General features: G+C 67.7%; 19 protein-coding genes and 1 tRNA gene. 10 read left to right on the top strand and 10 right to left on the bottom strand.

All coding sequences use genetic code 11. The annotated features are described in order from the left end of the window. Positions 1 to 131: 131 nt before the first annotated feature. Together AC1RJ5_RS01045 and AC1RJ5_RS01050 are read right to left on the bottom strand one after the other, a co-directional pair. Entirely contained in the window at positions 132 to 2195 is a 2064-nt protein-coding gene (locus AC1RJ5_RS01045; protein WP_493111232.1) for a phosphocholine-specific phospholipase C, read from the bottom strand. 156 nt (positions 2196 to 2351) lie between these two features. Next, a complete protein-coding gene (locus AC1RJ5_RS01050) occupies positions 2352 to 3449 on the bottom strand; it encodes a membrane dipeptidase (protein ID WP_493111234.1) in 1098 nt (365 codons plus the stop codon). A 229-nt stretch (positions 3450 to 3678) separates the two neighbouring features. On the opposite strand from AC1RJ5_RS01050, the gene AC1RJ5_RS01055 reads away from it, so the two are divergent. From AC1RJ5_RS01055 to ssuD, 3 genes are all read left to right on the top strand, one after another. Further along, positions 3679 to 6552, top strand: coding sequence for a TonB-dependent receptor domain-containing protein (locus AC1RJ5_RS01055; protein ID WP_493111236.1), 2874 nt, complete (start codon positions 3679 to 3681; stop codon positions 6550 to 6552). Between the two features lie 96 nt (positions 6553 to 6648). After that, the gene (locus tag AC1RJ5_RS01060; RefSeq protein WP_184165713.1) at positions 6649 to 7092 is read left to right on the top strand and encodes an RrF2 family transcriptional regulator; all 444 of its coding nucleotides are present in this window, start codon (positions 6649 to 6651) and stop codon (positions 7090 to 7092) included. A gap of 69 nt (positions 7093 to 7161) precedes the next feature. Beyond that, positions 7162 to 8370: an FMNH2-dependent alkanesulfonate monooxygenase gene (gene ssuD / locus AC1RJ5_RS01065; RefSeq protein WP_269575477.1), complete on the top strand. Its 1209-nt coding sequence runs from the start codon at positions 7162 to 7164 to the stop codon at positions 8368 to 8370. Here ssuD and AC1RJ5_RS01070 read toward each other — a convergent pair. Next, complete coding sequence (locus tag AC1RJ5_RS01070; protein WP_493111239.1) at positions 8367 to 8642, bottom strand: hypothetical protein; 276 nt, start codon at positions 8640 to 8642, stop codon at positions 8367 to 8369. The genes ssuD and AC1RJ5_RS01070 overlap by 4 nt on opposite strands. A 203-nt stretch (positions 8643 to 8845) precedes the next feature. Here AC1RJ5_RS01070 and AC1RJ5_RS01075 point away from each other — a divergent pair, with 203 nt between their 5' ends. Together AC1RJ5_RS01075 and AC1RJ5_RS01080 are read left to right on the top strand one after the other, a co-directional pair. Next, the gene (locus AC1RJ5_RS01075) at positions 8846 to 9937 is read left to right on the top strand and encodes a sensor histidine kinase (RefSeq protein ID WP_493111241.1); all 1092 of its coding nucleotides are present in this window, start codon (positions 8846 to 8848) and stop codon (positions 9935 to 9937) included. Then, a complete protein-coding gene (locus AC1RJ5_RS01080) occupies positions 9934 to 10698 on the top strand; it encodes a LytR/AlgR family response regulator transcription factor (RefSeq protein ID WP_342250612.1) in 765 nt (254 codons plus the stop codon). The genes AC1RJ5_RS01075 and AC1RJ5_RS01080 overlap by 4 nt, the downstream gene beginning before the upstream one ends. A gap of 42 nt (positions 10699 to 10740) precedes the next feature. Here the strand turns inward: AC1RJ5_RS01080 and AC1RJ5_RS01085 are convergent, their stop codons facing one another. Together AC1RJ5_RS01085 and AC1RJ5_RS01090 are read right to left on the bottom strand one after the other, a co-directional pair. Beyond that, positions 10741 to 11691 (bottom strand): UDP-glucuronic acid decarboxylase family protein, encoded by a 951-nt coding sequence (locus tag AC1RJ5_RS01085; protein ID WP_493111243.1) that lies wholly within the window; start codon positions 11689 to 11691, stop codon positions 10741 to 10743. Continuing rightward, entirely contained in the window at positions 11688 to 13526 is a 1839-nt protein-coding gene (locus AC1RJ5_RS01090) for a CmcI family methyltransferase (RefSeq protein WP_493111245.1), read from the bottom strand. The genes AC1RJ5_RS01085 and AC1RJ5_RS01090 overlap by 4 nt, the downstream gene beginning before the upstream one ends. A gap of 357 nt (positions 13527 to 13883) precedes the next feature. Here AC1RJ5_RS01090 and AC1RJ5_RS01095 point away from each other — a divergent pair, with 357 nt between their 5' ends. Beyond that, entirely contained in the window at positions 13884 to 14522 is a 639-nt protein-coding gene (locus tag AC1RJ5_RS01095; protein ID WP_493111247.1) for a Stf0 family sulfotransferase, read from the top strand. On the opposite strand, the gene AC1RJ5_RS01100 is transcribed toward AC1RJ5_RS01095, so the two are convergent. The 5 genes from AC1RJ5_RS01100 to AC1RJ5_RS01120 all read right to left on the bottom strand — a co-directional run bounded on the left by AC1RJ5_RS01100 (position 14519) and on the right by AC1RJ5_RS01120 (position 19562). Next, positions 14519 to 16309 carry an ABC transporter ATP-binding protein gene (locus AC1RJ5_RS01100; RefSeq protein WP_269575471.1) on the bottom strand — a complete coding sequence of 597 codons (1791 nt, stop codon included), beginning with the start codon at positions 16307 to 16309 and terminating at the stop codon, positions 14519 to 14521. The two genes, AC1RJ5_RS01095 and AC1RJ5_RS01100, sit on opposite strands and share 4 nt — an antisense overlap. 3 nt (positions 16310 to 16312) lie before the next feature. Beyond that, complete coding sequence (locus AC1RJ5_RS01105; RefSeq protein ID WP_269575470.1) at positions 16313 to 17005, bottom strand: hypothetical protein; 693 nt, start codon at positions 17003 to 17005, stop codon at positions 16313 to 16315. A 424-nt stretch (positions 17006 to 17429) separates the two neighbouring features. Continuing rightward, positions 17430 to 17504, bottom strand: a tRNA-Glu gene (locus tag AC1RJ5_RS01110). An 82-nt stretch (positions 17505 to 17586) separates the two neighbouring features. Then, on the bottom strand, positions 17587 to 19350 hold the full coding sequence (recJ, locus tag AC1RJ5_RS01115) for a single-stranded-DNA-specific exonuclease RecJ (RefSeq protein ID WP_342250615.1): 1764 nt from the start codon (positions 19348 to 19350) through the stop codon (positions 17587 to 17589). A 50-nt stretch (positions 19351 to 19400) separates the two neighbouring features. After that, positions 19401 to 19562: a hypothetical protein gene (locus AC1RJ5_RS01120; RefSeq protein WP_269575468.1), complete on the bottom strand. Its 162-nt coding sequence runs from the start codon at positions 19560 to 19562 to the stop codon at positions 19401 to 19403. A gap of 219 nt (positions 19563 to 19781) precedes the next feature. On the opposite strand from AC1RJ5_RS01120, the gene smpB reads away from it, so the two are divergent. The 4 genes from smpB (at position 19782) to AC1RJ5_RS01140 (ending at position 25625) form a co-directional block, all read left to right on the top strand. Further along, positions 19782 to 20264: an SsrA-binding protein SmpB gene (smpB, locus tag AC1RJ5_RS01125; RefSeq protein WP_184168263.1), complete on the top strand. Its 483-nt coding sequence runs from the start codon at positions 19782 to 19784 to the stop codon at positions 20262 to 20264. Between the two features lie 58 nt (positions 20265 to 20322). Further along, complete coding sequence (locus AC1RJ5_RS01130; RefSeq protein WP_269576461.1) at positions 20323 to 20826, top strand: DUF2062 domain-containing protein; 504 nt, start codon at positions 20323 to 20325, stop codon at positions 20824 to 20826. Between the two features lie 268 nt (positions 20827 to 21094). After that, a complete protein-coding gene (locus AC1RJ5_RS01135; protein ID WP_493111251.1) occupies positions 21095 to 23173 on the top strand; it encodes a M13 family metallopeptidase in 2079 nt (692 codons plus the stop codon). Positions 23174 to 23225: 52 nt separating this feature from the next. Beyond that, the gene (locus AC1RJ5_RS01140) at positions 23226 to 25625 is read left to right on the top strand and encodes a hybrid sensor histidine kinase/response regulator (RefSeq protein WP_269575465.1); all 2400 of its coding nucleotides are present in this window, start codon (positions 23226 to 23228) and stop codon (positions 25623 to 25625) included. The last annotated feature ends 14 nt before the right edge of the window (positions 25626 to 25639 follow it).

A 25639-nucleotide genomic window follows, 5' to 3' on the forward strand; every position in this document is an offset into this window, starting at 1 on the left:
TATGACAGTCTGCGATCATGGGCGCGCGCATATCAGCTGTTCCCCGGCGGAAGCCGGGGTCCAGGGTCACGAGCGGGACGGCAGAGAAACCCTGGGCCCCGGCTTTCGCCGGGGAAGCAGAAAGGGGGGGCTCAAGCCTTGTGCGGGAAGGCGGCCGCCGGTTCGCTGGTGCCGGGCTTGCCGGTCTCGACGTGGCCGGCGAGGCGCAGGCGGGTGCCGTCTGCGCCGGTGAGCAACAGGTCGTACCAGTGATGCTCGGCAAGTGGCACCGGCGCCTGGACCTCGGCGCCGGGCGCGAGGTCGTGGCTGGCCCGCGCGTCGCTATGGGCGCAGTGGCTGGCCAGGGTCAGCGGGGCAGAGCCGCGATTGGCGAGGTGGAGTGTGCCGGTGGTGCCCTGCCAGGCGATCGTCGCTTCGATCCGGGCGGCGCCGTTCGCGCGATATTCGCGGTGGAAGCCGTTCGGGCCCTGGACCACCAGCGCATGCGCCCGGTCGCGGCGGAGCGGCCAATGCTCCTCGAGCTTCGACTGGGCGGCGACGGTGAAATAGCGCCAGCCGGGAAAGGCGGTCTCATCCTGCACGCCGAACACGATCCCCTCGGGGCCTTCATTGACGAAGCGCAGGGTCAGCCCGGCATCGGACCAGATCGGCTCGACGGTGAAGCGATAGGGCAAAGCGCGGGCCGGGCGGGTACCGGGCTCCTGGGCCGGGACGCCCTTGCCCGTCGCGATCTTCGGCGGCGGGGCGGTCTTGCAGAGCTTTTCGGTCTCCTCGAAATAGCTGGCGACCGAGGGCAGAGCGGCGGCCCAGCGCGTGTCGAGGCGCTGGCGCTCGGTCACATCGAAATCGAACATCGAGGTGAGGTCGCCGCAGATCGCGCGGCGCCAGGGCGAGATGTTGGGCTCGGCGACGCCGAAGCGCTTCTCGAGGAAGCGCAGCACCGAAGTGTGGTCGAACAGTTGCGAATTGACCCAGCCGCCGCGCGTCCAGGGCGAGATCACCATCATCGGCACGCGCGGGCCGAGGCCGACCGGCTCGCCCTGGTAGGTCTCGCTGCGGACATCGACATTGCTCGCGCCATATTGGGGGGCGATCGCCGGCATCGGGGCGGGGACATGGTCGAAAAAGCCGTCATTCTCGTCATAGTTGAGGATGAAGGCGGTCTTGGCCCAGACCTTGGGATTGGTGGCGAGCGCGGCGACCAGGCTGGAGATCAGCACTTCGCCGAAGGGGACGGGCGCGTCGGGATGCTCGCTCATCTCCATCATCGGGACGATCCAGGAGACGGCGGGCAGCCGGTCGGCGGCGACATCGGCGGCGAAGGCGGCGATCAGGTGCTTCGCACGGGTCTTCTCCGGGTTCTTCGGCGCGATGCCGTCGACCCAGTCGACATAGGCGCGGCCGCGCTTGTAGAGCGACGAGGCGCGGTCGAGCTTACGGAATTCCTTGAAGTAACCCAGCGGGTTGTCCGAATAATTTGCGATCTCCTGATAGAGCTTCCAGGAGATGCCGGCTTCCTCGAGCCGGCCGGCATAGCTGCGCCAGGGCAGGCCCTCGCTGGCGTCGTCCTTCGCCATGTCGGCGCCCGGATTGGGATCGGTGCCGCCATTGGTGACGCAGTACTCGCCCTCCTGGCCGACGCTCAGGCCGTTGGTCCCGCTGAAATGATAGAGGCGGTTCGGGCCGGTCGGCCCCTGGAGCGAGCAGTGATAGCTGTCGCAGATCGTGAACTGGTCGGCGAGCGCGTAATAGTAAGGGATGTCCTCGCGGGTGAGGTGGGCCATGGTCAGCGGGCCCTTCTGGTCGGCCCAGACGTCCCAGTTGCGCCAGCGCGCCTGGCTGTCCTTCCAGCTGTGGTCGAGCCCGGTGAAGCAGCGGGCGTTGCTGCCGTTATAGTCGAGGCGGAAGGGCCAGGCGACCTGGCCGCCGTCGCGATCGGCGCGGCGCTGCGCCCAGACGGGCTTGCCGCCGGGCAGCGCGATCGGGCGCGGATCGCCAAAGCCGCGGACGCCGCGCAGCGTACCGAAATAATGATCGAAGGAGCGGTTCTCCTGCATCAGGATCACGACATGCTCGATATCCTGGATCGAGCCCTTCCGGCCCTTCGCCGCGCGGGCAAGGCCGGTCGCGGCGCCCGTCTCGGCGGCGGCAACGCCCGAGGCGCCGAGGATGAAGGTGCGGCGATCGATCGGCATGACTACTCCCGTACGCATTGGTCCCGGCCCGGCGGCGTGCCGGCGAGACTTGGTCGCGCCTAGGCGCGCTATGTGCAAGGGATGTGACGAAAATCGGGTTTCGCGAAGTTTTTGCGGGATGCGGGCATAATATCCACATGCCGTGCGGCGAGTAGCTCAGCCGAGCACGTCGGTGAGCAACCGGCGCCAGTTGCCGCCCATGATCTTGTCGACTTCGCGTGCGCGGAAGCCCGAGGCGGTGAGGGCGGCGGCGATGCGCTGCATGCGATCGATGCGGTTGAGCTCGGGGATCACGACATGCTCGGGCGTCCATTCGAAGCCGGGCACGCCCTGCCGGCGCAGCGCGCGCCACCATTCGAGATATTCCTCGACGCCCTTGGCATTGTCGTTGTTCAGCTTGATGAGATTGGTCTGGCCGGCCATCGGGAAGTCGTTGGCGACGCCGACCGCGTCGATCCCGCCGACCCGCGCGACATGGCGGATCTGCGCGACATAGTCGGCGACGGTCGGCACCTTGTTGCGGGTGAGCCAGAAGCTCATCATGAAGATGCCCATTACGCCGCCGCGCTCGGCGATCGCGCGGATCACTTCATCGGGCGCGCAGCGCGGGTGGTCGACAATGGCGCGCGCGGCGCCATGGCTGAGCGCGATCGGGGTCTTCGAACGACGCGCCGCCTCGAGCATCGTCGGCACTGATCCGTGCGATACGTCGGGCAGGATGCGCAGGCGGTTCATCTCCGCCAACCCCTCGATCCCCAGAGGCGTGAGCCCGGTCTGCACCGTCTCGAGCGCGCCGCCGGCGTACTGCGTGTTGTTGTGATGGGTAAACTGGAGGACGCGCAGGCCCTTGTCGTGGAAATGGGCGATGCGCGAGAGATCGTCGCCCATCATCTCGGTCGACTGGAATTGCAGGAACACCGCGCAGCCGGGGCAGGTGCCGATCTCGCTGCCCTTGCGCGCGAGCCAGGCGACCTTGGAGTCCTTGAGCTTCGCCACGGCACGGTCGATCGCGGGATCGTTCGCCGCGAAGTTGCGGCTGTAGCGCGGCACGCCGTCCGCGCCGCGCACCTCGATCAGGTCGGAGACGTCGGCGATCATCCCGCCCAGCCCCGCGGCGGTGATCTCGTTCAGGTCTTCGGGCAGGAAGCTCAGCGAATCGAAGAACAGCCGGGGCGCCCGCGATGCCCGGGCCAGCATCGGCGCCGCCAGAGCCGTCGTCGCCATTCCGATCACTGCGCCGCGCCGCGTCACCATGCATTTTTCTCCCGAGGAACTGCCCGACTCGATGCCGCCGGACCGGCGCAAGGATGCGCAAGCGGCTGCGACCGGGCAGCAATCAATTGTTTCGAACCCGAAAACAATCGTTCACAAAATACCATATTAATCCAGTGGGATTTGACCTAGCCTTGTTTCAACCGCGTTACCACGGTGTGTCGGAGCCGTGCGCGCGGGGTTTCGGGTAATGGCATCAACAGGAGGAAACATGCGTCAATTTCCTAATCGACAGGCTCTGTTCCGGGCGGTCTCGCCCGTGGCGACCGCGCTTGCGCTTTGCGCGGGCGGCGTCGCCCATGCGCAGCAGGCCGATGGTCCCACCGCGCCTGCGGATGCCCAGGAAGCACAGGGTGACATCGTCGTCACCGGCTCGCGCATCGCGCGTTCCGATCTTGCAGCATCGGTTCCGGTGGCAGTGGTGAGCAGCGCGGATATCGCGCGCACCGGCGCCGCCAACATCCAGGACGTGCTGGCGGACCTGCCGGCCGTGGGCCAGAACATCAGCCGTACCTCGACCAATTTCTCGACCACGGGCAACGGCCAGGCTTCGGTGAACCTGCGCAGCCTCGGCTCGTCGCGCACCCTGGTGCTGGTGAACGGCCGTCGCTACGTCGCCGGTATTCCGGGCACGTCGATCGTCGACCTGAACACCATCCCCACCGACCTGATCAAGCGCGTGGACGTCGTGACCGGCGGCGCTTCGGCCGTCTATGGCTCGGAAGCGATCGCGGGCGTGGTCAACTTCATCCTGGACGACGAGTTCGTCGGCCTGCGCCTGCACGGACAGGGGACGGTCAGCGACAAGGGCGATGCGCCCCGCCAGCTGGTCTCGGCCGTGGCCGGCGCCAGCTTCGCGGATGGCCGCGGCCATATCGTGCTGTCGGGCAGCTATGATTTCGACCATGGCCTGCGCTCGCGCGACCGCAGCTTCTCCGCGACGGACAATCCCAACCGCAGCTCCTTCTCGGCACAGGGCCTGTTCAGCCCGAGCGGCACCTTCGCGCCCGGCGCGGGCACCTTCACTTATGACGCGCTGAACAACCTCAAGCAGTATCAGAGCGCGAACATCGACGGCTATAACCGCAACTTCGATCGCTATCTGGCGCTGCCGGTGGAGCGCTATCTCGGCTCGGCGCTCGCCAAGTTCGAGATCGCGCCCGCCGCGACCGTCTATGGCGAATTCCAGTACGCCAAGTCCAAGTCGCAGAGCTCGCTTGAGCCGCAGGCCGTGGCCTCGACCGACCTGGTCTATGCCGATGGATCGGCCTTTGCCGGCATCCCGATCACCAACCCGCTGATCCCCACTCAGATCCGCAATGCGATGATCACTGCCGGCGTAACCGCGCTGCCGTTCCGCCGCCGTTCGAACGACATCTTCGATCGCAGCAACCGCAACGACCGCGAGACCTGGCGCGGCGTCGCCGGCGTGCGCGGCGAACTGTCGCCCACGCTGCGCTATGACGTCTATTACACGCATGGCGAGACCCGCGACGTCACCCAGTCGGGCACCGTCTATGGCCCGAACTACGCCAATGCGCTGAACGCGGTGGCGGGGCCGAACGGGCCGGTCTGCGCGATCAACGCGGATGCCAATCCGAACAACAACGACGCTGCCTGCGTGCCGATCAACATCTTCGGCTTCAACACCGTCTCGGCCGCGGCCGCGGCCTATGTGACGCGCAATGGCGAGCAGACCCGCTATGAGGCGCGGGTGAAGCAGGACGTCGTCTCGGCGACGGTCTCGGGCGACCTGTTCCGCCTGCCGGGCGGTCCGCTCGGCTTCGCGATCGGCGGCGAGTATCGCCACGAGAAGAGCACCGAGGATTTCGACGAGGCGACCAATCTGGGTCTGACGCTGGGCAACCAGCTGAGCGACACGCGCGGTTCGTACAACGTCAAGGAAGCCTTTATCGAGCTCAACGCGCCGATCCTGAAGGACAAGCCCTTCTTCCACAGCCTGAGCATCGAAGGTGCTGCGCGCTATGCTGACTATTCGACGGTCGGCGGCGTGTGGAGCTGGAAGGCCGGCGCGGAATGGGCGCCGATCCCCGACATCCGCTTCCGCGGCGTCTATTCGCAGGCGACGCGCGCGCCGAACATCTCGGAGCTCTATTCGGCGCAGAACGAGACCTTCCCGGCGGTGATCGATCCGTGCGACCAGCGCGCGGGCAATGGTGACGGCGCGCCGATCTCGGTGACCAACCTGTCGGCGGCGTGCCGCGCGGTCCCGGCGATCGCCGCGGCGGCGGCTGGCGGCGGCTTCGTCTACTCGACCGCGCAGATCCAGACGATCAACGGTTTCACCGGCGGCAATCCGAACCTGCGCGAGGAAACCGCCAAGACGCTCACCCTGGGCGGCGTCTTCCAGCCCCGCTTCGCGCGCGGCTTCAGCCTGTCGGTCGATTATTACCAGATCAAGGTCGAGAACGCGATCGGCATCATCGGCCAGCAGACCTCGCTCGACGAGTGCTACACCGGCGGCGGCGAGGCGATCTTCTGCAACAACATCATCCGCGACAACACCGGCCACCTGACCAGCGTCAACGCGATCAACTTGAACACCGGCTCGTTCGAAGTCTCGGGCATCGACACCCAGGCGCAATATTCGACCAAGCTGCCGTTCGCGAAGATCGACTTCAACCTGCGCTGGACGCACCTGCTTAAGCAGGAGCAGACCTCCTATCCGGGCGGTCCGACCCAGGACGAACTAGGCCAGCTCGGCTGCTATGCCTGCGGCCGCCTGGGCACCGGCTTCCGCGACAAGGTCAATGCGTCGGCAACGCTCGGCTTCGACGGCGTGTCGGTCAATTGGCGGGTCAATTACCTGTCGTCGGTGGTCGATGACCTGACTTCGGCGACGCCGCGGCGGACCGGCGATTTCTGGTACCACGACGCGCAGGTGCGCTTCGAGCCGCTGGGCACGCGCTACGCCTTCTATCTCGGCGTGGACAACGTGTTCGACAAGAAGCCGCCGATCTTCAGCGACACGAGCCTGGTGACCTTCCCGGGTACCCAGACCTCGGCGACCACCTATGACCTCTATGGCCGCCTGCTCTATGCAGGCGTGGACTTCCGCTTCTGACGCGGCATCCCCGGGGAGCCCTCGCGGCTCTCCGGGGATATCCGAAGACGGCGGAGCGATTGTATCGGACGGGCCGCTCGCGCATAGAGCGGCGCCATGCTTTCGCAGAAGACCCGCTATACCATCCGCGCGCTCCAGCATCTCGCCGATCGCTATGGCCAGGGGCCGGTGCCGCTGGCCGAGATCGTCGAGAAGCAGAACATCCCGGGCAAGTTCCTGACGGTCATCCTTTCCGAGATGAACCGCGAGGGCCTGGTCAATTCGCAGCGGGGCAGGGACGGCGGCTATATGCTCGCGCAGCCGCCCGAGCAGGTCCGCATCGGCGATCTGGTCCGCAAGACGCATGGCTCGCTGGCGCTGGTGCCCTGTGCGAGCCGCTTCGCCTATGAGAAGTGCGACAATTGCGTGGCCGAGGAGGAATGCCGGCTGCACCACCTCATGCTCTATCTGCGCGACGAGACCGCGCGCATCCTCGACGGCGTCACCCTGGCCAATCCGCTGCCCGAGGCACTAAACTCTACTTATAATGTAGACAATTAATCCTGCTTTGCCGATCGGCGGCGGAAAGGCTGGTCTGTGCGCTCCATCCCAAGGGCAGGAGTGACGGCCATGGCGGGTTTCATCGGTGCAGGTGCGGCTGAGCGCAGTCCGCTCAATTTCCTCTGGTTCATCCCGTCGGGCGGCGACAATCGCCGGCTCGCCTGGCCCGAGGGGGAGCGCGCGCCCGATCCCGAATATCTGCGCCAGGTGGCGGTGGCGGCGGACAGGCTCGGCTATTATGGCGTGCTGATGCCCACCGGCGCGATGTGCGCCGATGCGTGGATCACCGCTGCCTCGATCGCGCCCTTTACCGAGAACCTCAAGCTGCTGGTGGCGTTGCGCCCGGGCCTGACCGCGCCGGCCGAGGCGGTGCGCCAGGCGGCGGCGCTCGACCGGCTGTCGAACGGCCGCGCGCTGCTCAACGTCGTCACCGGCGGCAGCCCCAAGGCGCTGGCGCAGGATGGCATCTTCCTTGACCACACCCAGCGCTACGAGCAGACCGCCGAGTTCCTCGACATCTGGCGCAGGCTAGCCCGCGGCGAGACGGTGACGCAGCAGGGCGAGTATCTCAGCATCGAGGACGGGCGGCTGATCTTCCCTTTCGTCCAGGAGCCGCATGCGCCGATCTGGTTCGGCGGATCCTCGGAGATCGCGCGCGAGATCGCGGCCGAGCATGTCGATGTCTATCTCGCCTGGGGCGAGCCGCCGTCGCAGCTCAAGGAGATCATCGACGATGTCCGCGGACGCGCGGCGAAGCGCGGCCGCACGATCCGCTTCGGGCTGCGCATCCACTTCATCGTGCGCGAGACCGAGGCCGAGGCCTGGGATGCCGCCAACGACCTGATCCGCCACGTCACCGACGAGCAGATCGCGCTGTTCCAGTCCTTCCTCACCAAGGGCAGCGATTCCGTGGGGCAATCGCGGATGCAGGCGCTGCACAAGGGCAGCCGCGCGAACCTGGAGATCGCGCCGAACCTGTGGGCGGGCATCGGGCTGGTGCGCACCGGCGCGGGCACGGCACTGGTCGGCGATCCGGACACGGTGGCCGAGCGGCTGCAGGAATATGCCGATATCGGGATCGATACGATCATCGGATCGGGCTATCCGCATCTCGAGGAAGCGTACCGCGTCGCCGAGCTGCTCTTCCCCAAGCTCAACCTGCCGCATCGCCGCGGCGCCACGCTGCCGCCGCTCAGGCCGTTCTTCACCCCCGCCGATGTGAAGCTGGCGGCGCAAGGGCTGGCGAAAGAGCCGGTGCCGGCGGGGCGGTTCACCTAGCGCTTCGGAGCGGACTGGCAGGCGGCCGGTCGGCTGGCGCGCACGGCTTCGTCCTGGCGCTTGCCGGCAGGCGCTTCGCCGGGCGAGGCCGGGATCAGGCCGCGCCCGAGGAAATTGCCCGCGCCGGTGCGCCGGGCCTGGTCTCTCAGGCTGACGGGAGCGGTTGCTGGCCCCTTTTCCGACGCGCGGGGCGGGGTGGCGCAGGCGGCGGTCTGGGGTGGCTCGGTCGCCAGCGCCGGGACGATGCCGAGCAGGGCGATGCTTCGGTGCAAGCCGCGGTTGTGCATTACTTTCTCCGGACGCCCAGGCTCTTCCTAGGGACGGACAGGGTGCCGCGCCGCAGCGCCGCGACCGGGCCCGGCGCTCTGGCGGCGCGGGCGAGGTCATGCGACAAAAGCGGACGGGGGTGAGACGAAGGTGGACGTCAGCGCCCCGGCGATGCCCTATGGGCGCGGGCGGAAGGGACGCGACACCGATGAAACTGGTACCCGAGATACGGCAGGCCGCCTGGCTGGTGGCGCTGACCTGGATATTGTCGGGGGTGCTCTACCTGATCCCGTTCCAGGTGTTCACCGGCCTCTCCGCCTATGTCCTGGTCTCGGTCATCCTGATCTGCCTGCTGGGCGCGCTGCTTTCGGGCGGCGTGTATCTGGCGGTGCGCGGTGCCCGGGGGCGGAGCCCGGTGTTTCGCTTCGCCATTGCCGGCGGTGCCGTCGTGCTGGCGTCGGCGGTGCTGGCGGTGATCGACGGCGTGACCAGCCAGTGGATCGCGCGGCTGATGGCATCGACCCAGCCGCCCGCGCCGTTCGGCATCCGGGCGCTCACCAATTTCGTCGCGCTGGTCTGGCAGTTCGCGCTGCTCGGTGCCGCGTTCACGGTGATCGAGGCGAACAACCTCGCCCGCCTGCGCGAGCGGGAGCTTGCGGCCGTGCGGGAGGCGGCGAGCCGAGCGGAGGCAGCGGCCACGGCCGCGCGCCTTGCCGCATTGCGCTACCAGCTCAATCCGCATTTCCTGTTCAACACGCTGAACGCGATCTCCTCGCTGATCGTGACCCGCGACTACAAGCCGGCCGATGCGATGCTGGCCGAGCTTTCCGAGTTCCTGCGCGCCACGCTTGCGGTGGACCCGGATGCGGTGATCGCGCTGGAAGACGAGCTGGCGACGCTGCAGCATTATCTCGAGATCGAGAGCGTCCGGTTCGGGGATCGGCTGGCGGTGGAGTTCGTCTGCCCGCCCGAGCTCGAGGACGCGCTGCTGCCCGGCTTCACGCTGCAGCCGCTGGTCGAGAATTCGATCAAATATGCGGTGGCGACGAGCGCGGTGCCGGTGACGATCCGGGTCGAGGCCAGGGTCGAGGACAGCCATCTCGTGATAGCCGTGGAAGACGACGGTACCGGTGGCGCCGCCAAGCCGGGTACGGGCGTGGGCCTCGCCAATGTCCGCCAGCGGCTCGAGGCGCTCTATGGCGACCAGGGATCGCTGGAGACCGCGCGGCGGAGCCCGGGCTTCCTCTCCACCCTTCGCCTGCCGCTGACTCATCAGCCGCAACAGGGAGAGGCTGCATGAAGCCGTTGCGCGTTCTGCTCGTCGACGACGAACCGCTGGCACTGAAGCGGCTGGCGGCGCTGTTTGCCGATATCGACGGCGTCGACCTGGTTGGCACCGCGGCCACCGGCGGCGAGGCGGAGGCGCGGATCGCGGCTACGACGCCGGACCTGGTGATGCTCGACATCTCGATGCCGGGGAAGAGCGGGCTTCGCGTCGCGGCGGATCTGCCGGCCGAAGCCAGGCCGGAAATCGTCTTCGTCACCGCCTTCGAGCAATATGCGCCCGATGCGTTCGAGGTCGAGGCGGCTGACTATCTGCTCAAGCCGGTGCGCTTCCATCGCCTGCGCCAGGCGGTCGAGCGGGCGCGGCGCCGGCAGGCGCAGCGCGAGGCGGCGGACCGGTTCGCCGCCTTGCCCGATCCCGTGCCCGATGCGTGCGACGCGGCGATCTGGGTGCAGGTGGCGAACGGCCAGCTGCGGCTGCCCCATGACCAGATCGAGTGGGTGGAGGCCGCCAAGGACTATGTCATCCTCCACACCGCGACGCGCAGCTTCATCCACCGCATCTCGATGAAGGTGCTCGACTCCCTGCTGATCTCAAGCGGGCTCATGCGGGTGCACCGTTCGACCTTCATCCGCCCGGCGCTTGTCAGCGGCGTCCAGCGGTTGGGCAAGGGGCTGATCGCGCTCGAGATGCGGGACGGCGCGCAGGTGCAGGTGGGCCCCAGCTACGGGAAGGCGGTGCTCGCCCGGCTGGGTCTCGGTCCCGAGGGGGCGTGAACCGGAACCGACGCGGCTGCGCCGGTTCCGATCGCGCTTCGATCACGCCACGGGCTGGCGCGAGAAATAGTCGATGGTGTGCATCAGGCCCTTGTCGAGCGGCATGGCCGCCCGCCATCCGAGCACCTGCTCGGCAAGCGCGAGGTTCGGCATGCGCCGGCGCGGATCGTCCGTGGGCAGGGGCGAGTTCTGCAGCGGCGACGCCGAGCCGGTCAGGTACAAGACCCGCTCCGCCAGCGCGCTGATCGAGATCTCGGCGGCATTGCCGAGATTGACCGGCCCGGTGAACTCGTCGGGCGTCGCCATCAGCCGCAACAGGCCTTCCACCAGATCGTCGACATAGCAGAAGGACCGGGTCTGGCTGCCATTGCCATAGAGCTGGATCGGCGCGCCCAAGAGCGCCTGGGTGATGAAGTTGCTGACCACGCGGCCATCGTCGCGCTGCATGCGCGGGCCATAGGTATTGAAGATCCGCGCTACCTTTACGGCCAGGCCATATTGCCGGCGATAGTCGAAGAACAGCGTCTCCGCGCACCGCTTGCCTTCATCGTAGCAGGAGCGAGGCCCGGTGCAGTTCACATTGCCGCTGTAGCTTTCGTCCTGGGGATGGACGAGCGGATCGCCATAGACCTCGCTCGTCGAGGCCTGGAGAATTGGGCAGGTATTCCGCCTGGCCAGTTCCAGCATGTTGAGCGCGCCGAGCACTGCGGTCTTGGTCGTCCGTACCGGATCGCGCTGGTACTGAACCGGCGATGCCGGGCAGGCGAGGTTGTAGATCGCATCGACCTGGAGATCGAGCGGCTCGCAGACATCGCGCTGCAGGAACTCAAAGCGCGGATGCCGGGCGAGATGCGCGACATTGCCCATCGCGCCGGTCAGCAGGTTGTCCAGGCAGATGACATGGGCACCGCGATCGATCAGCCGATCGACAAGGTGCGAACCGATGAACCCGGCGCCTCCGGTCACGAGGACGCGTTCGATGTTTCCGCTCATTCGCCTTGCGCCCGCCAAAGGATGAACTTCTCGCCGCGCGCATCGATCTCCAGGCCGGTTTCCGCCGCGAAGCGTTCGGCGGCGCGCCGCACGCCTTCCCATCCGAAATCGTCGCCGATCAGCGCGCCGCCGGGGGCCAGCAGGCGCCAATAATTGTGGAGGTCGCGATAGACGGGATCCTCCTCATGCGCGCCGTCGATATAGATGAGATCGGGCGCGACGTTCCTGGCGGCGAGGATCAGCGCGGCATTGTCGGAGCTGTTCGCCAGCGGCACGATCCGGTCGGCGACGCCGGCGCGCACGACATTGGCCAGGAAGGTGAAATAGAGCTGCGGGAAGCCATGCCTGAATTGCAGCGATTCACGCCATTCGGGCCGCTGGCCCAGGGCATGTTCGGGCGAACCCAGCCAGGTGTCGACGCAGATGATCCGGCAGTCGAGGCGCAGCGCCTTGGCCATCCGGGCCATGTGGATCGCGGAGGCGCCCTTCCAGCTGCCGACCTCGACGATCAGCTTCGGCTTCACCTTCGACATGACCTCGAGAAACACCGGGTCTTCCGAGCCCCAGCCCTGCACATCGGCGGGCCAGACGCTCGGATCGAACCCCTCATAGGGGGAGACCTGGTGGAACAATGCGGTCACCGGATCCATCTCGCCGACATTGGTCAGGCGGACGGATCGCGGTGCGGCAGGGGTGGCCTTTCGCGACAGGCGGTCGATCACCAGGCGCGCGGTGGATGCCACGCCGATGGTGCGCGAGAGCTGCCACGCCCGGCGGAGCCTGTGCGGGACAAGGGTGGAGCGGCGCCCCGCGGCAAAGCGCTGCCGAAGTTTGGTGATGAACCGGTCGATCGCTAGCCGCTCATTGGGCCGCGCCAGCGCCGGCCGTTCGGCCAGCAGGTGATCGAGCATCTTCAGGATATGGGCTTCGGCCGCGTCGCGGCGTTCCGGCTCGCGGATATCCACGCCCCGCAGGAAATTGCTGGCATCGCCGCCCAATTGCACCTTGTGCGGGTCATAGGTCAGGCCGAGGTCGCGCCAGATCGCCTCGCGGATCGGATCGGTGCGCTTGCGGCTGTGGGTGGGATGGGTCGCGGTCAGCCCCTGCGAGTTCACGCGGTAGCGGGTAAGGGGCTCGGCCAGGTTGCGCGCGCGGGTGTGCGGCAGGATGTCGAACCAGAGATAATGGTCCTGCGAGACCGGCTCGTCTTCGCGGTAGCCACCCGCAGCCTCGAACGCGGCGCGGCGAAAGGCCGTTGCGGAATGGTAGAAGGGATTGTGGAACAGCAGCGTCCAGCGGATGGCGAGATCGGTTTCCGGCATGATCTCGACACGATGGGCACGCCCCGCCTCGTCGATCAGGGTAACCGCGCTGCCGACCAGGCCGAGCTCGGGATCGGCGCGCAGCGCCTCGACCAGCTTGCCGATCCGCGAGGGTTCGGAAACGTCGTCGGAATCGAGGCGAACGATGATGTCGCCCCGCGCCTGCGCGATCGCGCGGTTGGCGGACACTGCGGTGCCCACATTGGTCTCGTTGAGCAGCACCCGGATGCGCGGGTCGCGCGCAGCGAGCGCCTTGACCGGCTCGGGATCGTCCGAGCCGTCGTCGATCACGATCAGCTCGAAATCCTGGAAATCCTGGCCGAGGACGCTGTCGACCGCCTCGTCGAGGAAACGGAAGTCGTTATAGGCGGTCATCACCACCGAGCAGGCCGGCGCGCCGACGTCGCTGCGGTCGGGCAGGGCGACCGGCCGGGGATCGAAGATCCCGGTCCCGTCGCCGGCGGTAGCCGCTGCCGGGGAAGGCGCCGTCACCGGTTCGTTCGCGGTCGTCACGCGTGCGCCCGCCCAGCCTTGCCGGCCTCGTTCGGAAGGCACGCCACATCGCGGACAGACATGGCAGGACTGGCCGCTTGATCCCCAGACCGCATTGACGGTTCCCCCAGAATTACGGAATTGGGATCCCGGTTAGGCCACGGAAATTCCGTGTCAATGCGGTTTCCGGGTGGTGCCCGCCCTTTCGGGAAAATCGTTCCGTCGCCGGGATGCGGCGCGTTAATCGACTGACATTGTCGTTTTTTCGCGATAGGCGCGCGGGCTGATCGAGCGGAGAATGCAATGCGGGGCTATGCGTTATGTGGCGAACCACGGTCGGGAACCACGTTCCTCAAGCAGGCCATCGCGTCCACTGGCGTGCTCGGCCATCCGTTCGAATGGTTCCATCCCCGCTTCGAGGCGCAGCTCGGCAAGGGCGAGAGCCTGCTCGACATGATGATGGCCCGCGCATCCAGCGACAACGGCGTCTACGGCCTCAAGATCTTCTCGGTGCATGCCCGGGTGGCTGACCGGTGGCGCTGGGTGAGCGACCTGCCGAACCTGTCGTTCGTCCATATCACCCGCGCCGACCTGCTGGACCAGGCGATATCGCTCGCGCGCGCCGCCCAGACCTCGCGATATGAGAGCAGCGCCGGCGAGGCCCGCCCGGCCGCCTATGATCGCGCGCAGATCACCGCGACCCTCAAGGACATCGCGCGGGGGCAGGCGCGCTGGAGCGTCTGGTTCGCGACCCACGGCATCCGGCCGCTCAGCATTTCCTATGACGAGATCGTGGACAAGCCGCAGGACGTGGTGACGCGCATCGCCGATCTGGTCGGCGTGTCGGACGTGCAGATCGACTGGTCCAAGGTGTCGGGGCGCGTCATGCGCGACGAGCTGAGCGCCGAATGGAAGCAGCGCTACCTGGCCGAAGCCGGTCCCGTCGACCGGATCGCGGAGCTTGAGGACGGGTCGCTGCCCGGGATCGCAAGGTCGGTGCTGCGCGCGCTGCGCTAGCCGCCGCTTCCGTTCCGGCCGGCTTGCGCTGCCGCGGGCGACGTTTCGCTGGTCACCCTGCCCATGGTCATCGTGAGCACCTGGTCGCATACTGCGGCCACTGCCGGATTATGCGTGACGACCAGCACGCTCGCCGTGCTGCCGATGCTCGCGCGCAGGCCTTCGATCACGGCCTGTTCGGTGCCGCGATCGAGCTGGCCGGTGGCTTCGTCCAGGATGATCAGCCGGGCTTCGCGATACAAAGCGCGGGCGATGGCGATGCGCTGGCGCTGCCCGCCGGAGAGGCGGATGCCCGCGTCGCCGACCGGGGTCTCCATCCCGTGGGGAAGGCCGGCGATGAACTGGGTCAGCTGGGCGCGCTCGGCGACCGCGTGCAGCCGGTCCATGTCGATATTCTCCCGGGCGGTGCCGAAGGCGATGTTCTCGGCGATCGGTCCATCGGAGAGGAATATCTGCTGCGGGACATAAGCCACCGTTGCCTGCCATGCCGAGCGGGTGCTAGCATCCAGCACCTGGCGGCCGACCGTGATCGATCCCGAGCTCGGCTCGACCAGCCCGGCGATCAGGTCGAGCAGGCTGCTCTTGCCGCTTCCGGTCGGGCCGACCAGCGCGGTCCAGGTGCCATAGGGGATATGGAAGCCGATATCGTGCAGCACCGCGCCGCGACCGGGATATTCGAGGCCCACCGCTTCGAAGGTCAGCCCCTCCTGCAGCGGCAGCGGCACCGCGGGTGCGTCGTGCTGGGCGATCACCGGGGTCTGCGAAAGCGCCAGCACGTCGAGGAAGACCCGCTTGTTGCTGGTGAACATGCTCCAGCCGACGAACGAGCTGTTGACCAGCGGCAGGATGCGGATCGCGCCGAAGCCGAGCGCGCCGAGGGTGGGCAGCGCGGCGGTGATCCCGCCCTCGACCGTGCTGAAATAGAGCGCGCTGAGCCCGAGGATAGCCACGGCGGAGCTCTCCACCACCACGCGCGGCGCCGAGGTGACGAAGGTGTTCTGCGCCTGGGCTTCGCGCAATGCGATGTCCAGCTTGTCGAACCGCGCCTGGAATTCCCCCTGTGCCTGGCACATCAGCACGTCGCGCAGCGCGCCCATGCCTTCGCGCAGCGCCTTCATGCGGGCGGTTGCCGTCCGTGCCACCGTGGCCGAGTTGCCGCGAAGCCGGCCGCCCACCGTGACGCTGAACAGGATATAGGCCGCGATGACCAGGCCCGCCGCGCCCAGCGTCGCCAGCGGTGCAACCAGGACCAGGGCGAGCAGGATCGTCGAGGTCAGGAACACCGCCACCAGGCCCTGCATCACCGGCTGGAAGGCCGAATTGGCGAGCACGTTCACCTTGTCGATGCCGGCGACGACCTCGCTGGGATTGCGCGACGCGAACAGCAGGTAGGGCTGGAGCAGGGTCCGGCGGAAGATCTCCGATCCCACGTCATGGGCCAGGCCGAAGGTCAGCTTGCTCGTGGCGCGGAGCAGGGCAAGGCGGATCACGCCCCCCGCCACGCTGGCGACGACGAGGCAGATGATCGCGGCGTCGAGCAGATTTCCCTGGCCGGCAAGGCGCTCGAAGAAACGGACGCCCGCCATGCGGCCGGCCCGTTCGGGGGCGACGAGCAGCGCCAGGAACGGCAGCAGCGAGCCGATGGTGACCAGCTCGGCGACGCTGGCGATCGCCATCAGGCCGAGCGTGCGCGAGAACTGCCGCCGGCGGCGCTGGTTCATGGTTTGCCACAGGCGCCGGGCAATGGCGAAGAAGGTCTCGTCCGACAAAGGCCTGGTGCCGGGCATCGGCTAGGCGCCCTCTGCCTGCAGCTGGGCCAGGAAAGATCCGGGCGGTGCCGGCTTGTCCTTGAAATGCTTGATATTCTCGTTCCAGAGATGGATCGCGACGCTGTCGCTGGCAGTCATGTCCGCCAGCGAGAATGCGGGATCCAGTATCCGGTCGGCCTGGGTGTAGTGGAGCGGATAGAAGATGTGCGGGGGCAGCGCCCAATGAGTCACGCCTTCCTCGGCCGCCAGCGCGGTCAGCGCGCGCGGGCCGGTCACGCCCCACGGCATCTCCGAAAGGCCGGTGCGCCCCTGCGTCTTGAGGCGCCACCAGGCGTTCAGCCGGGGGCGGCGCGGAAGCCAGGCCGGCACGCTGTCCTCCTCGAAGATCTTGAGCAGGCGCGTCAGCAGCGAAGAGTCCGGCGGCAGCCGGAGGATCGCCGTGTTGATGATGCCGACATCCTCGAAGCCGAACAGGAAGCTGCGGTTCTCGGTGATCGGGCGCAGCAGGTAGATGTCCGAATCGATCCAGATCCCGGCGCCCTGGCGCTGGAGTTCGTAGCGGAACCAGTTCGAGAAGAGCGACACGCTGCCGGTCCGATGCCGGATGATGCTTTCCCGCGGCAGGATCGTTGCCGCATCGCGTACTTCCACGCCCTCCGGAATTCCCGCCGGCTCGTCATAGCAATACAGGATCAGCGGATGTCCGGCGCGCATCACCGACCGGAAGCACGCCCTTTCCAGCGGGGAAAGGGAGGGGCCTATCCAGAGCGTGGTACAGGCCGTCATGCTTCTATGTGATCCTCCGGCGACACCGCCACCCTGGCCGTGCATCACGACACGGGCCTTAGCGTTGGCCATCCTTGATGTCTAAGTTGAACGCGGCGGTGAAGTGCCATTCGGTAGCAATGACGCACGGCGTTGGTTGAAAACCCGTGAAGCGACACTGCCGCCGCCAAGATCCCGGATGCGGGATCGCGCCGGCGCGTCGAATCGTTCGCGCGCGTCGCGATCGCATGTCCGGCTTCATCAAGCGCAACGTGCAAAGGGGCCCCGCCAGCGATCGTCGCTGCCAATAATGTGAGAATATACTGAGAGACAACGCGCCCGAACGCCACCCTGGTCGCCGACAGACTCAGAATGGTGACCCCTACGGGAATCGAACCCGTGTTTCAGCCGTGAAAGGGCCGCGTCCTAACCGCTAGACGAAGGGGCCATGCCGAAGCGTGGAGGCGGCCAGTTAGGGAAGGATCGGCACGCGGTCAAGCGCTTCATCGCACCATTTCCCGATTATTTGCTCAATCGGCCCAAGCCGCATCCTCGACATGCAATTCGGCGGCGGGACGCGAGCCCCAGTCGTCGATCCTCGCCCGCCCGGCGAGCCACAGCTTGCGGTGGCGCGGGGCGGAAAGCAGGGCCTGACCCAGCTCGGTATCGGCCTGGCGGAAGGCCACCGCCTTGATGCTGCGCCCGTCCGGCCCAGCCACGATCAGGCGGACATGGCCGCCGCTGCCCACCACATCGGCCTTGATCACCGTAACCGGCCCGGCCGCCACCCGCGGGGCGGGCCAGCCCATGCCATAGGGGCCGCCGGCCTCCATCGCATTGACCAGGTCGGGGCAGACGCCGCCGGGCGCCACCACCGCGTCGAGCAGCAGCGCGCGCTCGCCCATCGCCTGGGTCACGCGTTCCGAGAGCCGCTCCTCGAGGAACTCGGCGAATGCGTCGAGCTTGTCCGCCTCGATCGTCACGCCGCACGCCATGGCATGGCCGCCGCCCGCCTTGAGCAGGCCGGCATCCTTGGCCGCGAGCACCGCCGCGCCCAGGTCGACGCCCGGGATCGAGCGGCCCGATCCCTTGCCGATGCCGTCCTCGTCGAGCGCGATCACAATGGCGGGCCGGCCGAGCTTTTCCTTGAGCCGCCCGGCGACGATCCCGATCACGCCCGCATGCCAGCCCTTGCTGGCGATCACCGCGACCGAATGATTGGCCTTGAGCAGGCTGATTTCCTCGGCCTCGGCCTGCACGCTCGCCTCGATCGCGCGGCGCTCCTCGTTGAGGAGATTGAGCTCCTCGGCGATCTCGCGCGCCTCCTGCGGATCACGCGTCGTGAGCAGGCGCACGCCGAGGTCCGAACGCCCGACGCGGCCGCCGGCATTGATCCGCGGTCCCAGCGCGAAGCCGAGATCGGTGCAGGTCGGCGCCCGGGTGAGGCGCGAGGCCTCGATCAGCGCGTTGAGCCCGATGTTGCGCCGCTGGGCCATCACCTTGAGCCCCTGGGCAACGAACGCCCGGTTGAGCCCGCGCAGCGCCGCGACATCGGCCACGGTGCCGAGCGCGACGATGTCGAGCAGGTCGAGCAGCTTGGGTTCCGGCCGGCTGGCGAACCAGCCGCGCGCGCGCAGCACGCGGACCAAAGCCGCGCCGAGCAGCCAGGCGACGCCGACCGCAGCCAGATGGCCGTGCGCCGCGCCTTCGTCCTCGTCGAGCCGGTTGGGGTTCACCAGGGCGAGGGCGACCGGCAGCTCGGTGGTGCATTTATGGTGGTCGACCACGATCACTTCGGCGCCGGCGTCGCGCGCCATCTCCAGCGCCTCGAATGCCTGTGCGCCGCAATCGACGGTTACGATCAGGCTGGCGCCTTCGCCCTTCAATCGCACCAGTGCCTCGCCCGAGGGGCCATAGCCTTCCATCAGGCGATCGGGGATATAGGGCCGCGCCTCGAGGCCCAGGTCGCGCAGCAGCAGGATCAGCAGCGCGGCGGAAGTGGCGCCGTCGACGTCATAATCGCCGAAGATCGCGACCTGTTCGCGCTTCTCCACGGCGTCGGCGAGGCGCTCGGCCGCCTTGTCCATGTCGCGGAAGATCGAGGGATCGGGCATGAAGGCGCGGATGCTCGGCGCCTTGTGCATGTCGAGATCCTCGCGCGCCACGCCGCGCGCCAGCAGCAGCTGCGTCACCAGGTCGTCGGGCACCAGCCCGCCGCGCGAGTCGCCGGCAAGGCCCCGCCAGTGCCAGGGCTGGCCGGTGATCGAACGCTGGATATTGAGTACGACGGACATCGGAACAGCTATGGAACAGGGCAGGGGCCCTGTCCATCGCGTGCCGGGCGCTATTCGGCCAGCGGCGTCGCCTGCTGGGCGAGCCGGCGGGCATAGGCCGCGGCGAATTCGCCATGGATGCGGGCAATGCCCGGGTCGCTTGCGGTACGCGCCTTTTCCTCGCTCATGCGCTGGCGGCGTTCGAGATATTCTCGGTCATTCGGCGGGGGCATGGTAAAGCTCCGGCTTCAAGCGGCAGCTCTCCAGTTGCTGTCATTCGGCGCCATGCTCGGTTCCGGGGACGCCAATGCATTGTTTATACGCCAATCTGCAGATTTCGGCGACAACCTGCATCAAGAGCGCTGCTCGCTTCACCGCATTTCCGGCACGCCGTCGCTTCGTGCCGGACCGGGCTGGCGCTTCGTGCGTTCCGCGCCTACATCGCGCCTCTTATGGCCCGCCCACGTCCCGCCCAGGAAAAAGTGAAGACCGTCGCCGAGAACCGGCGCGCGCGGTTCGATTACTTCATCGAGCACACCTATGAGGCCGGCATCGCGCTGACCGGCACCGAGGTGAAGTCGTTGCGTTTCGGCGAGGGATCGATAGCCGAAGCCTATGCCGAAGTGACGGACAGCGGCGTCTGGCTGGTCAATTCGAACATCCCCGAATTCAGCCATGGCAACCGCTTCAACCACGAGCCCAAGCGCCCCCGTAAATTGCTCCTTCATGAGCGGGAGATAAACAAGCTCCATGGCGCGGTGGCGCGCGAGGGCATGACCCTGGTGCCGCTGTCCATCTATTTCAACGGACGGGGCCGCGCGAAGGTCGAGCTCGCGCTGGCGAAGGGCAAGAAGACGCATGACAAGCGCGAGTCGATCAAGGAACGGGACTGGAAGCGCGAGCAGGGACGCCTGCTCCGCGGCGGCCGTGACTGATCCCGCGCCCGTGCCCACGGCGCACACGTCGCGTTTCCGCCGCTGGCTCGACAAGGCGATGCCCAGCCGCGAGTCGGTCGAGACCAATCGCTGGCTCCGCCCGGTGGCGAACCGGGTGATGCATTCGTCGCTATGGCGCTTCACCCGCCGCTCGGTGCCGCGCGGCGTCGCGCTCGGCATGGTGACCGGGGTGCTGGTGCCGATGGGGCAGATCCCGGCCTCGGCCGTGCTCGCGCTGCCACTGCGCGCCAATATCCCGGCCGCTGCCGCGACCACCTTCGTCACCAATCCCTTCACCACGCCGCCCTTGTGGGTCGCGGCCTATTGGCTCGGCAGCTGGATGATCGGCCCGGGCGAAGTGGTGGCCAAGGCGCAGGTGATCGAGCAGAGCTGGAGCGACTGGCTGGTCCACCAGGCTGGCCCGGCGACGCTGACCGGGCTGATCACGATCACCTTCATCCTCGCGCTGGTCGGCTATTTCGGCACCGCGCTGGCATGGCGGCTGTGGATCGCGCGCAAATGGAAGCGGCGCCAGGCGGCGCGGGCAGGGGCTGCAGCCTGACAGGAAACTATTCCCCTCCCTGCAAGGGAGGGGTTAGGGGTGGGTTAGAAAAGGTCGGGCTCGATGCCCGGCCTTTTCTTTTATCCCCGGCCAGTGGCTGAGCTCGCTGCGCTCGCAACCCACCCCCAGCCCCTCCCTTGCAGGGAGGGGAGGAGAAAGGGGAGAAACACAATCAGTCGCCAAAGCGTAACAATGTTGCGCCCAGTCGATTGACGAGGCGTATCGACGGTATAAGACAGCGCGCATTCAACCGACCCAGAGGTTTCCCATGCGCCTGTCGCTCCTGACCACTACCTTCCTTGCCGCGCCCGTGCTGCTCGCCGGCTGCGCGCACAACCAGCCGCTGCCGACCGCCCCGGTCGAAGCCGCGCCGGTCACCGAGGCCGAGGTGGCGCCGCCCGAAAAGCCCAAGCCCGTCTATGGCAGCTACGGCTTCGACATCGCCGGCATGGATAGCGCGATCAAGCCGGGCGACGATTTCTACAGCTACGCCAACGGCACCTGGGCGAAGAACACGCCGATCCCGTCGGACAAGTCGAACTACGGCGCGTTCAACATCCTCGCCGACAATGCCCAGAAGCAGACCCAGGAAATCCTCGAGGGCGTGAAGAACGATCCGTCGTCGAAGATCGGCACCGCCTATTCGACCTATCTCGATACCGCGGCGATCGACGCCAAGGGGCTGGCACCCGCCCAGGCCTGGATCGGCCAGATCAAGGGCCTGAGCACCAAGGCCGGCTATCCGGCGCTCACCGCCGCCGCCCGCCGCAACGGCGTCGGCGGCCCGTTCGCCGCCTTTATCGGCCAGGACGACAAGAACCCCGAAGTCTATGCGGTGAACCTGTCCCAGTCGGGCCTCGGCATGCCGGATCGCGACTATTACCTCTCGAAGGACGCCAAGTTCGTCGAGACCAAGGCCGCGTACGAGAAGCATCTCGCTACCCAGCTGACCAATGCCGGCGAGCCCAATGCCGCCGCCCGCGCCAAGGCGATCGTCGAGTTCGAGACCAAGATCGCCGCGGTCCAGTGGACCCGGGTCGAGAGCCGCGACAGCAACAAGACCTATAACAAGATGACCGTCGCCCAGCTGCAGAAGCTGGCGCCGGGCTTCGACTTCAAGGCGATGCTCGCCGCCGGCAAGATGAACGTCGACACCGTCATCGTCGCCCAGCCCAGCGCCTTCACCGGCATCGCGAAGGCGATCCAGCAGGCGCCGCTCGCGGTGCTCAAGGACCAGCTGCTCGTCCGCACGCTCGACGGTTTCGCCGATGTGCTGCCCAGCGCCTTCGACAAGGAGCAGTTCGCCTTCTACGGCACCACCCTGTCGGGCACGCCCGAGCAGGAAGCCCGCTGGAAGCGCGCGACCGACTTCACCACCGGCGCGCTGTCCGACGACCTGTCGCAGCTCTATGTCGCCAAGTATTTCCCGCCCGAGACCAAGGCGGCGGCGGACCAGCTGGTCAAGAACGTCATCGCCGCGATGGACCGCCGCATCGATCAGCTCGACTGGATGGCGCCCGAGACCAAGGTCAAGGCGCATGCCAAGCTCGCCGCCTTCACCCCGAAGATCGGCTATCCGGACCGCTGGCAGGACTATTCGGCGCTGACGATCACCGCTGGCGACGCGTTCGGCAACAATGTCCGCGCCAACAACTGGCAGTATGACGACAATGTCTCGAAGCTCGGCCAGCCGATCCGCCGCTGGGAGTGGGGGATGACCCCGATGACGGCGAACGCCTATGCCAATTTCGGCATGGTCGAGATCGTCTTCCCGGCCGCGATCCTGCAGCCGCCCTTCTTCGATCCCAACGCCGATCCGGCGGTCAACTATGGCGGCATCGGCGCGGTAATCGGCCACGAGCTGAGCCACCATTTCGACGACCAGGGCGCCAAGTACGACAAGGAAGGCCGCCTGACCGACTGGTGGACGCCGGCGGACGTCAAGGCGTTCAAGGACCGCACCGACGCGCTCGTCGCCCAGTATGACCAGTATGAGCCGCTGCCGGGCATGCATGTGAAGGGCGCACTGACGCTCGGCGAGAATGTCGCCGATCTGGCCGGCCTCACCGTCGCCTATGACGCCTACAAGCACTCGCTGAACGGCCAGGCCGCGCCGGTGCTCGACGGCTTCACCGGCGACCAGCGCTTCTACCAGGGCTGGGCCCAGGTGTGGCGCCGCAACTATCGCGAGGCCAATCTGCGCCAGCGCCTGCTCACCGATCCGCACTCGCCGTCGCAGCAGCGCGCCTGGGTCGTGCGCAACCTCGATCCCTGGTACGGCGCCTACAACCCCGATCCGACCACCAAGCTGTTCCTGACGCCCGAAAAGCGCGTCCGGATCTGGTAAAGTGACGTACGGCGCCGCTTGACCCGCAAGCGGCGCCGCCTCACACGGGCGCATGGCCACGCTGCCCGTTCACACCCCCGTATCGCCGTCCCGCCGCTGGCTGCCCTATGCCGGCGCGATCCTGGCCGGCATCCTCGCGGGCGCGGTGATCCTGCTGACGCTGAACGACCGCGCCGTCGCGGTGGGTTTCGTCGCGGCGGGCGTACTTGCCGCCGGCGTCCTGCTCGGCGCGCGCAGGCTCTTCCATAGCGACACCGCCGCCGAGCAGCCGGTCGACTGGTCGGTCGCCCAGGCGCTCGCCGCCGCCAGCGACGATGCGCTTGCGGTCACCGACCGCGCCGGCCGCCTGGTCTGCGCCAACAACCGGTTCGAGGCGCTGTTTGCCGGCTGGCCGACCCCGCCCAATCTGCCGATCAGCGACGCCGCCGTCGCCGCGCTCGGCACCGCCGCCCGCACCGCCTGGCGCGATGGCGAGGCGCGCGAGGACGGCATCCAGGTGTTCGGCGCCCCCGTCTCCGTCCGCGTCCAGCGTGTCGGCGACGAGTCGCTGGTCTGGCGCTTCATCGGCGTCCAGGCGCTCGACCTCGCCAGCCAGGTCCGGGCGCTGATCGACGGCCATACCGGCGACCGGCTCGGATCCTCCGGCATCATGACCGCGATGGTCTCGCCCGAGGGGCGGGTCCGCGCCGCCAACCGCGTGTTCCGCCTGCGCGCCATGGGCAGCGGCGAAGCGGCGGTGGAGGGCAGGGACTTCGCCCGCTTCCTGATCACCGACAGCCTCGGCCTGGTCCGCTTCGAGCGCGAGGGGCTGGAGGGCAATCCGCTCCGCGTCCTGCAGATCCCGTTCCTCGACGGCGAGGATGCGCCCTTGCTCGTCGCCCTGCTCGACGAGGAGGAGCAGGGCCATGCGCCGACGCCCGCGATCGGCGCCAGCGCCGGCGCGCATGTCCGCTCGCTGATCGCGCTGCTGCCGCTCGGCCTCGCGCTGGTCGACCGCGACGGCCGCTTCGTCAGCATGAACGACGCGTTCGTCCGCGCCACCCGGGTCAACGCCGCCGCCCCGCCGCTCTACCCGGGCGATCTGGTCGTCCGCGAGGACAAGTCCGCCCTCGCCGACGCGGTCCGCCGCTTCGCCGGCGGCGCGCCGCAATCGGCCGAGATGACCGTCCGCATGGCCGACGCGCCCGAGGAGCCCGTCTCGATCGGCATCGCCGGCGCGCGCGGCCTCGGCGACGCCGCGGTCCTGATCAGCCTCAAGGATTCGGGCGAGGAGTCCAAGCTCAAGCGCCAGGTCGCCCAGGCGACCAAGATGCAGGCGGTCGGCCAGCTCGCCGGCGGTGTCGCGCACGACTTCAACAACATCCTCACCGCGATCATCGGGCATTGCGACCTGATGCTGATGCGCCATTCGCCCGGCGACAGCGACTATGACGACATCCAGCAGATCCGCGCCAATTCCAACCGCGCCGCCTCGCTGACCCGCCAGCTGCTCGCCTTCTCGCGCCAGCAGACGCTGCGCCCGCAGCTGCTCCAGCTGCCCGACGTGATCTCGGAAGTCTCCAACCTCCTCAAGCGCCTGCTCGGCGAGACGGTCCGCCTCGAGGTCAAGCACGGCCGCAACCTCGGCCCGGTCCGCGCCGATCCCGGCCAGCTCGAGCAGGTCGTGGTCAACCTCGCGGTCAATGCCCGCGACGCGATGCTCTCGAAGAGCCCCAATGGCGGCGGCACGCTCACCATCGAGACGATGGCGGTGCCCGCATCCGAAGTCCGCCAGATGGACGACGATGTCCTGCCCGTCGGCGACTATACCGCCGTGCGCGTCTCCGACACCGGCACCGGCATCCCGCCCGAGATCCTCGCCAAGATCTGGGAGCCCTTCTTCACCACCAAGGAAGTCGGCAAGGGCACCGGCCTCGGCCTCTCCACCGTCTACGGCATCATCAAGCAGTCGGGCGGCTTCATCTTCGCCGACAATGGCCGCCACGGCGGCGCCGAGTTCACCATCTACCTCCCGGTCCATGCCGCGACCGAGGCGCCGGTGACCGCGCTGGTGCCGGGCATCAAGGAAAAGCCCGCCGACACCTGGGGCACCGGCACGATCCTGGTCGTCGAGGACGAGGACATGGTCCGCGCCATCGCCGAGCGCGCGCTCACCCGCCAGGGCTATACCGTGGTCACCGCCGACAATGGCGAGGCCGCGCTCGAGCTGATCGAGACGATCGACCGGCCGGACCTGCTGATCTCCGACGTGGTCATGCCGGTGATGGACGGGCCGAGCATGGCGCGCCGCATCCGCGCCAAATATCCGGACCTGCCGATCCTGTTCATGTCGGGCTATGCCGAAGAACAGCTCCGCAAGTCGATTGATCTGGAGCAAGTTGCATTCCTGCCGAAACCCTTTTCGGTCCAGCAACTTGCCGAAGCCGCCCGCGATGTGCTTGGCCCGAAATAAGCTCTTGGCGGCCC

The sequence above is a fragment of the Sphingomonas sp. GW822-FHT03G08 genome (assembly GCF_058801135.1).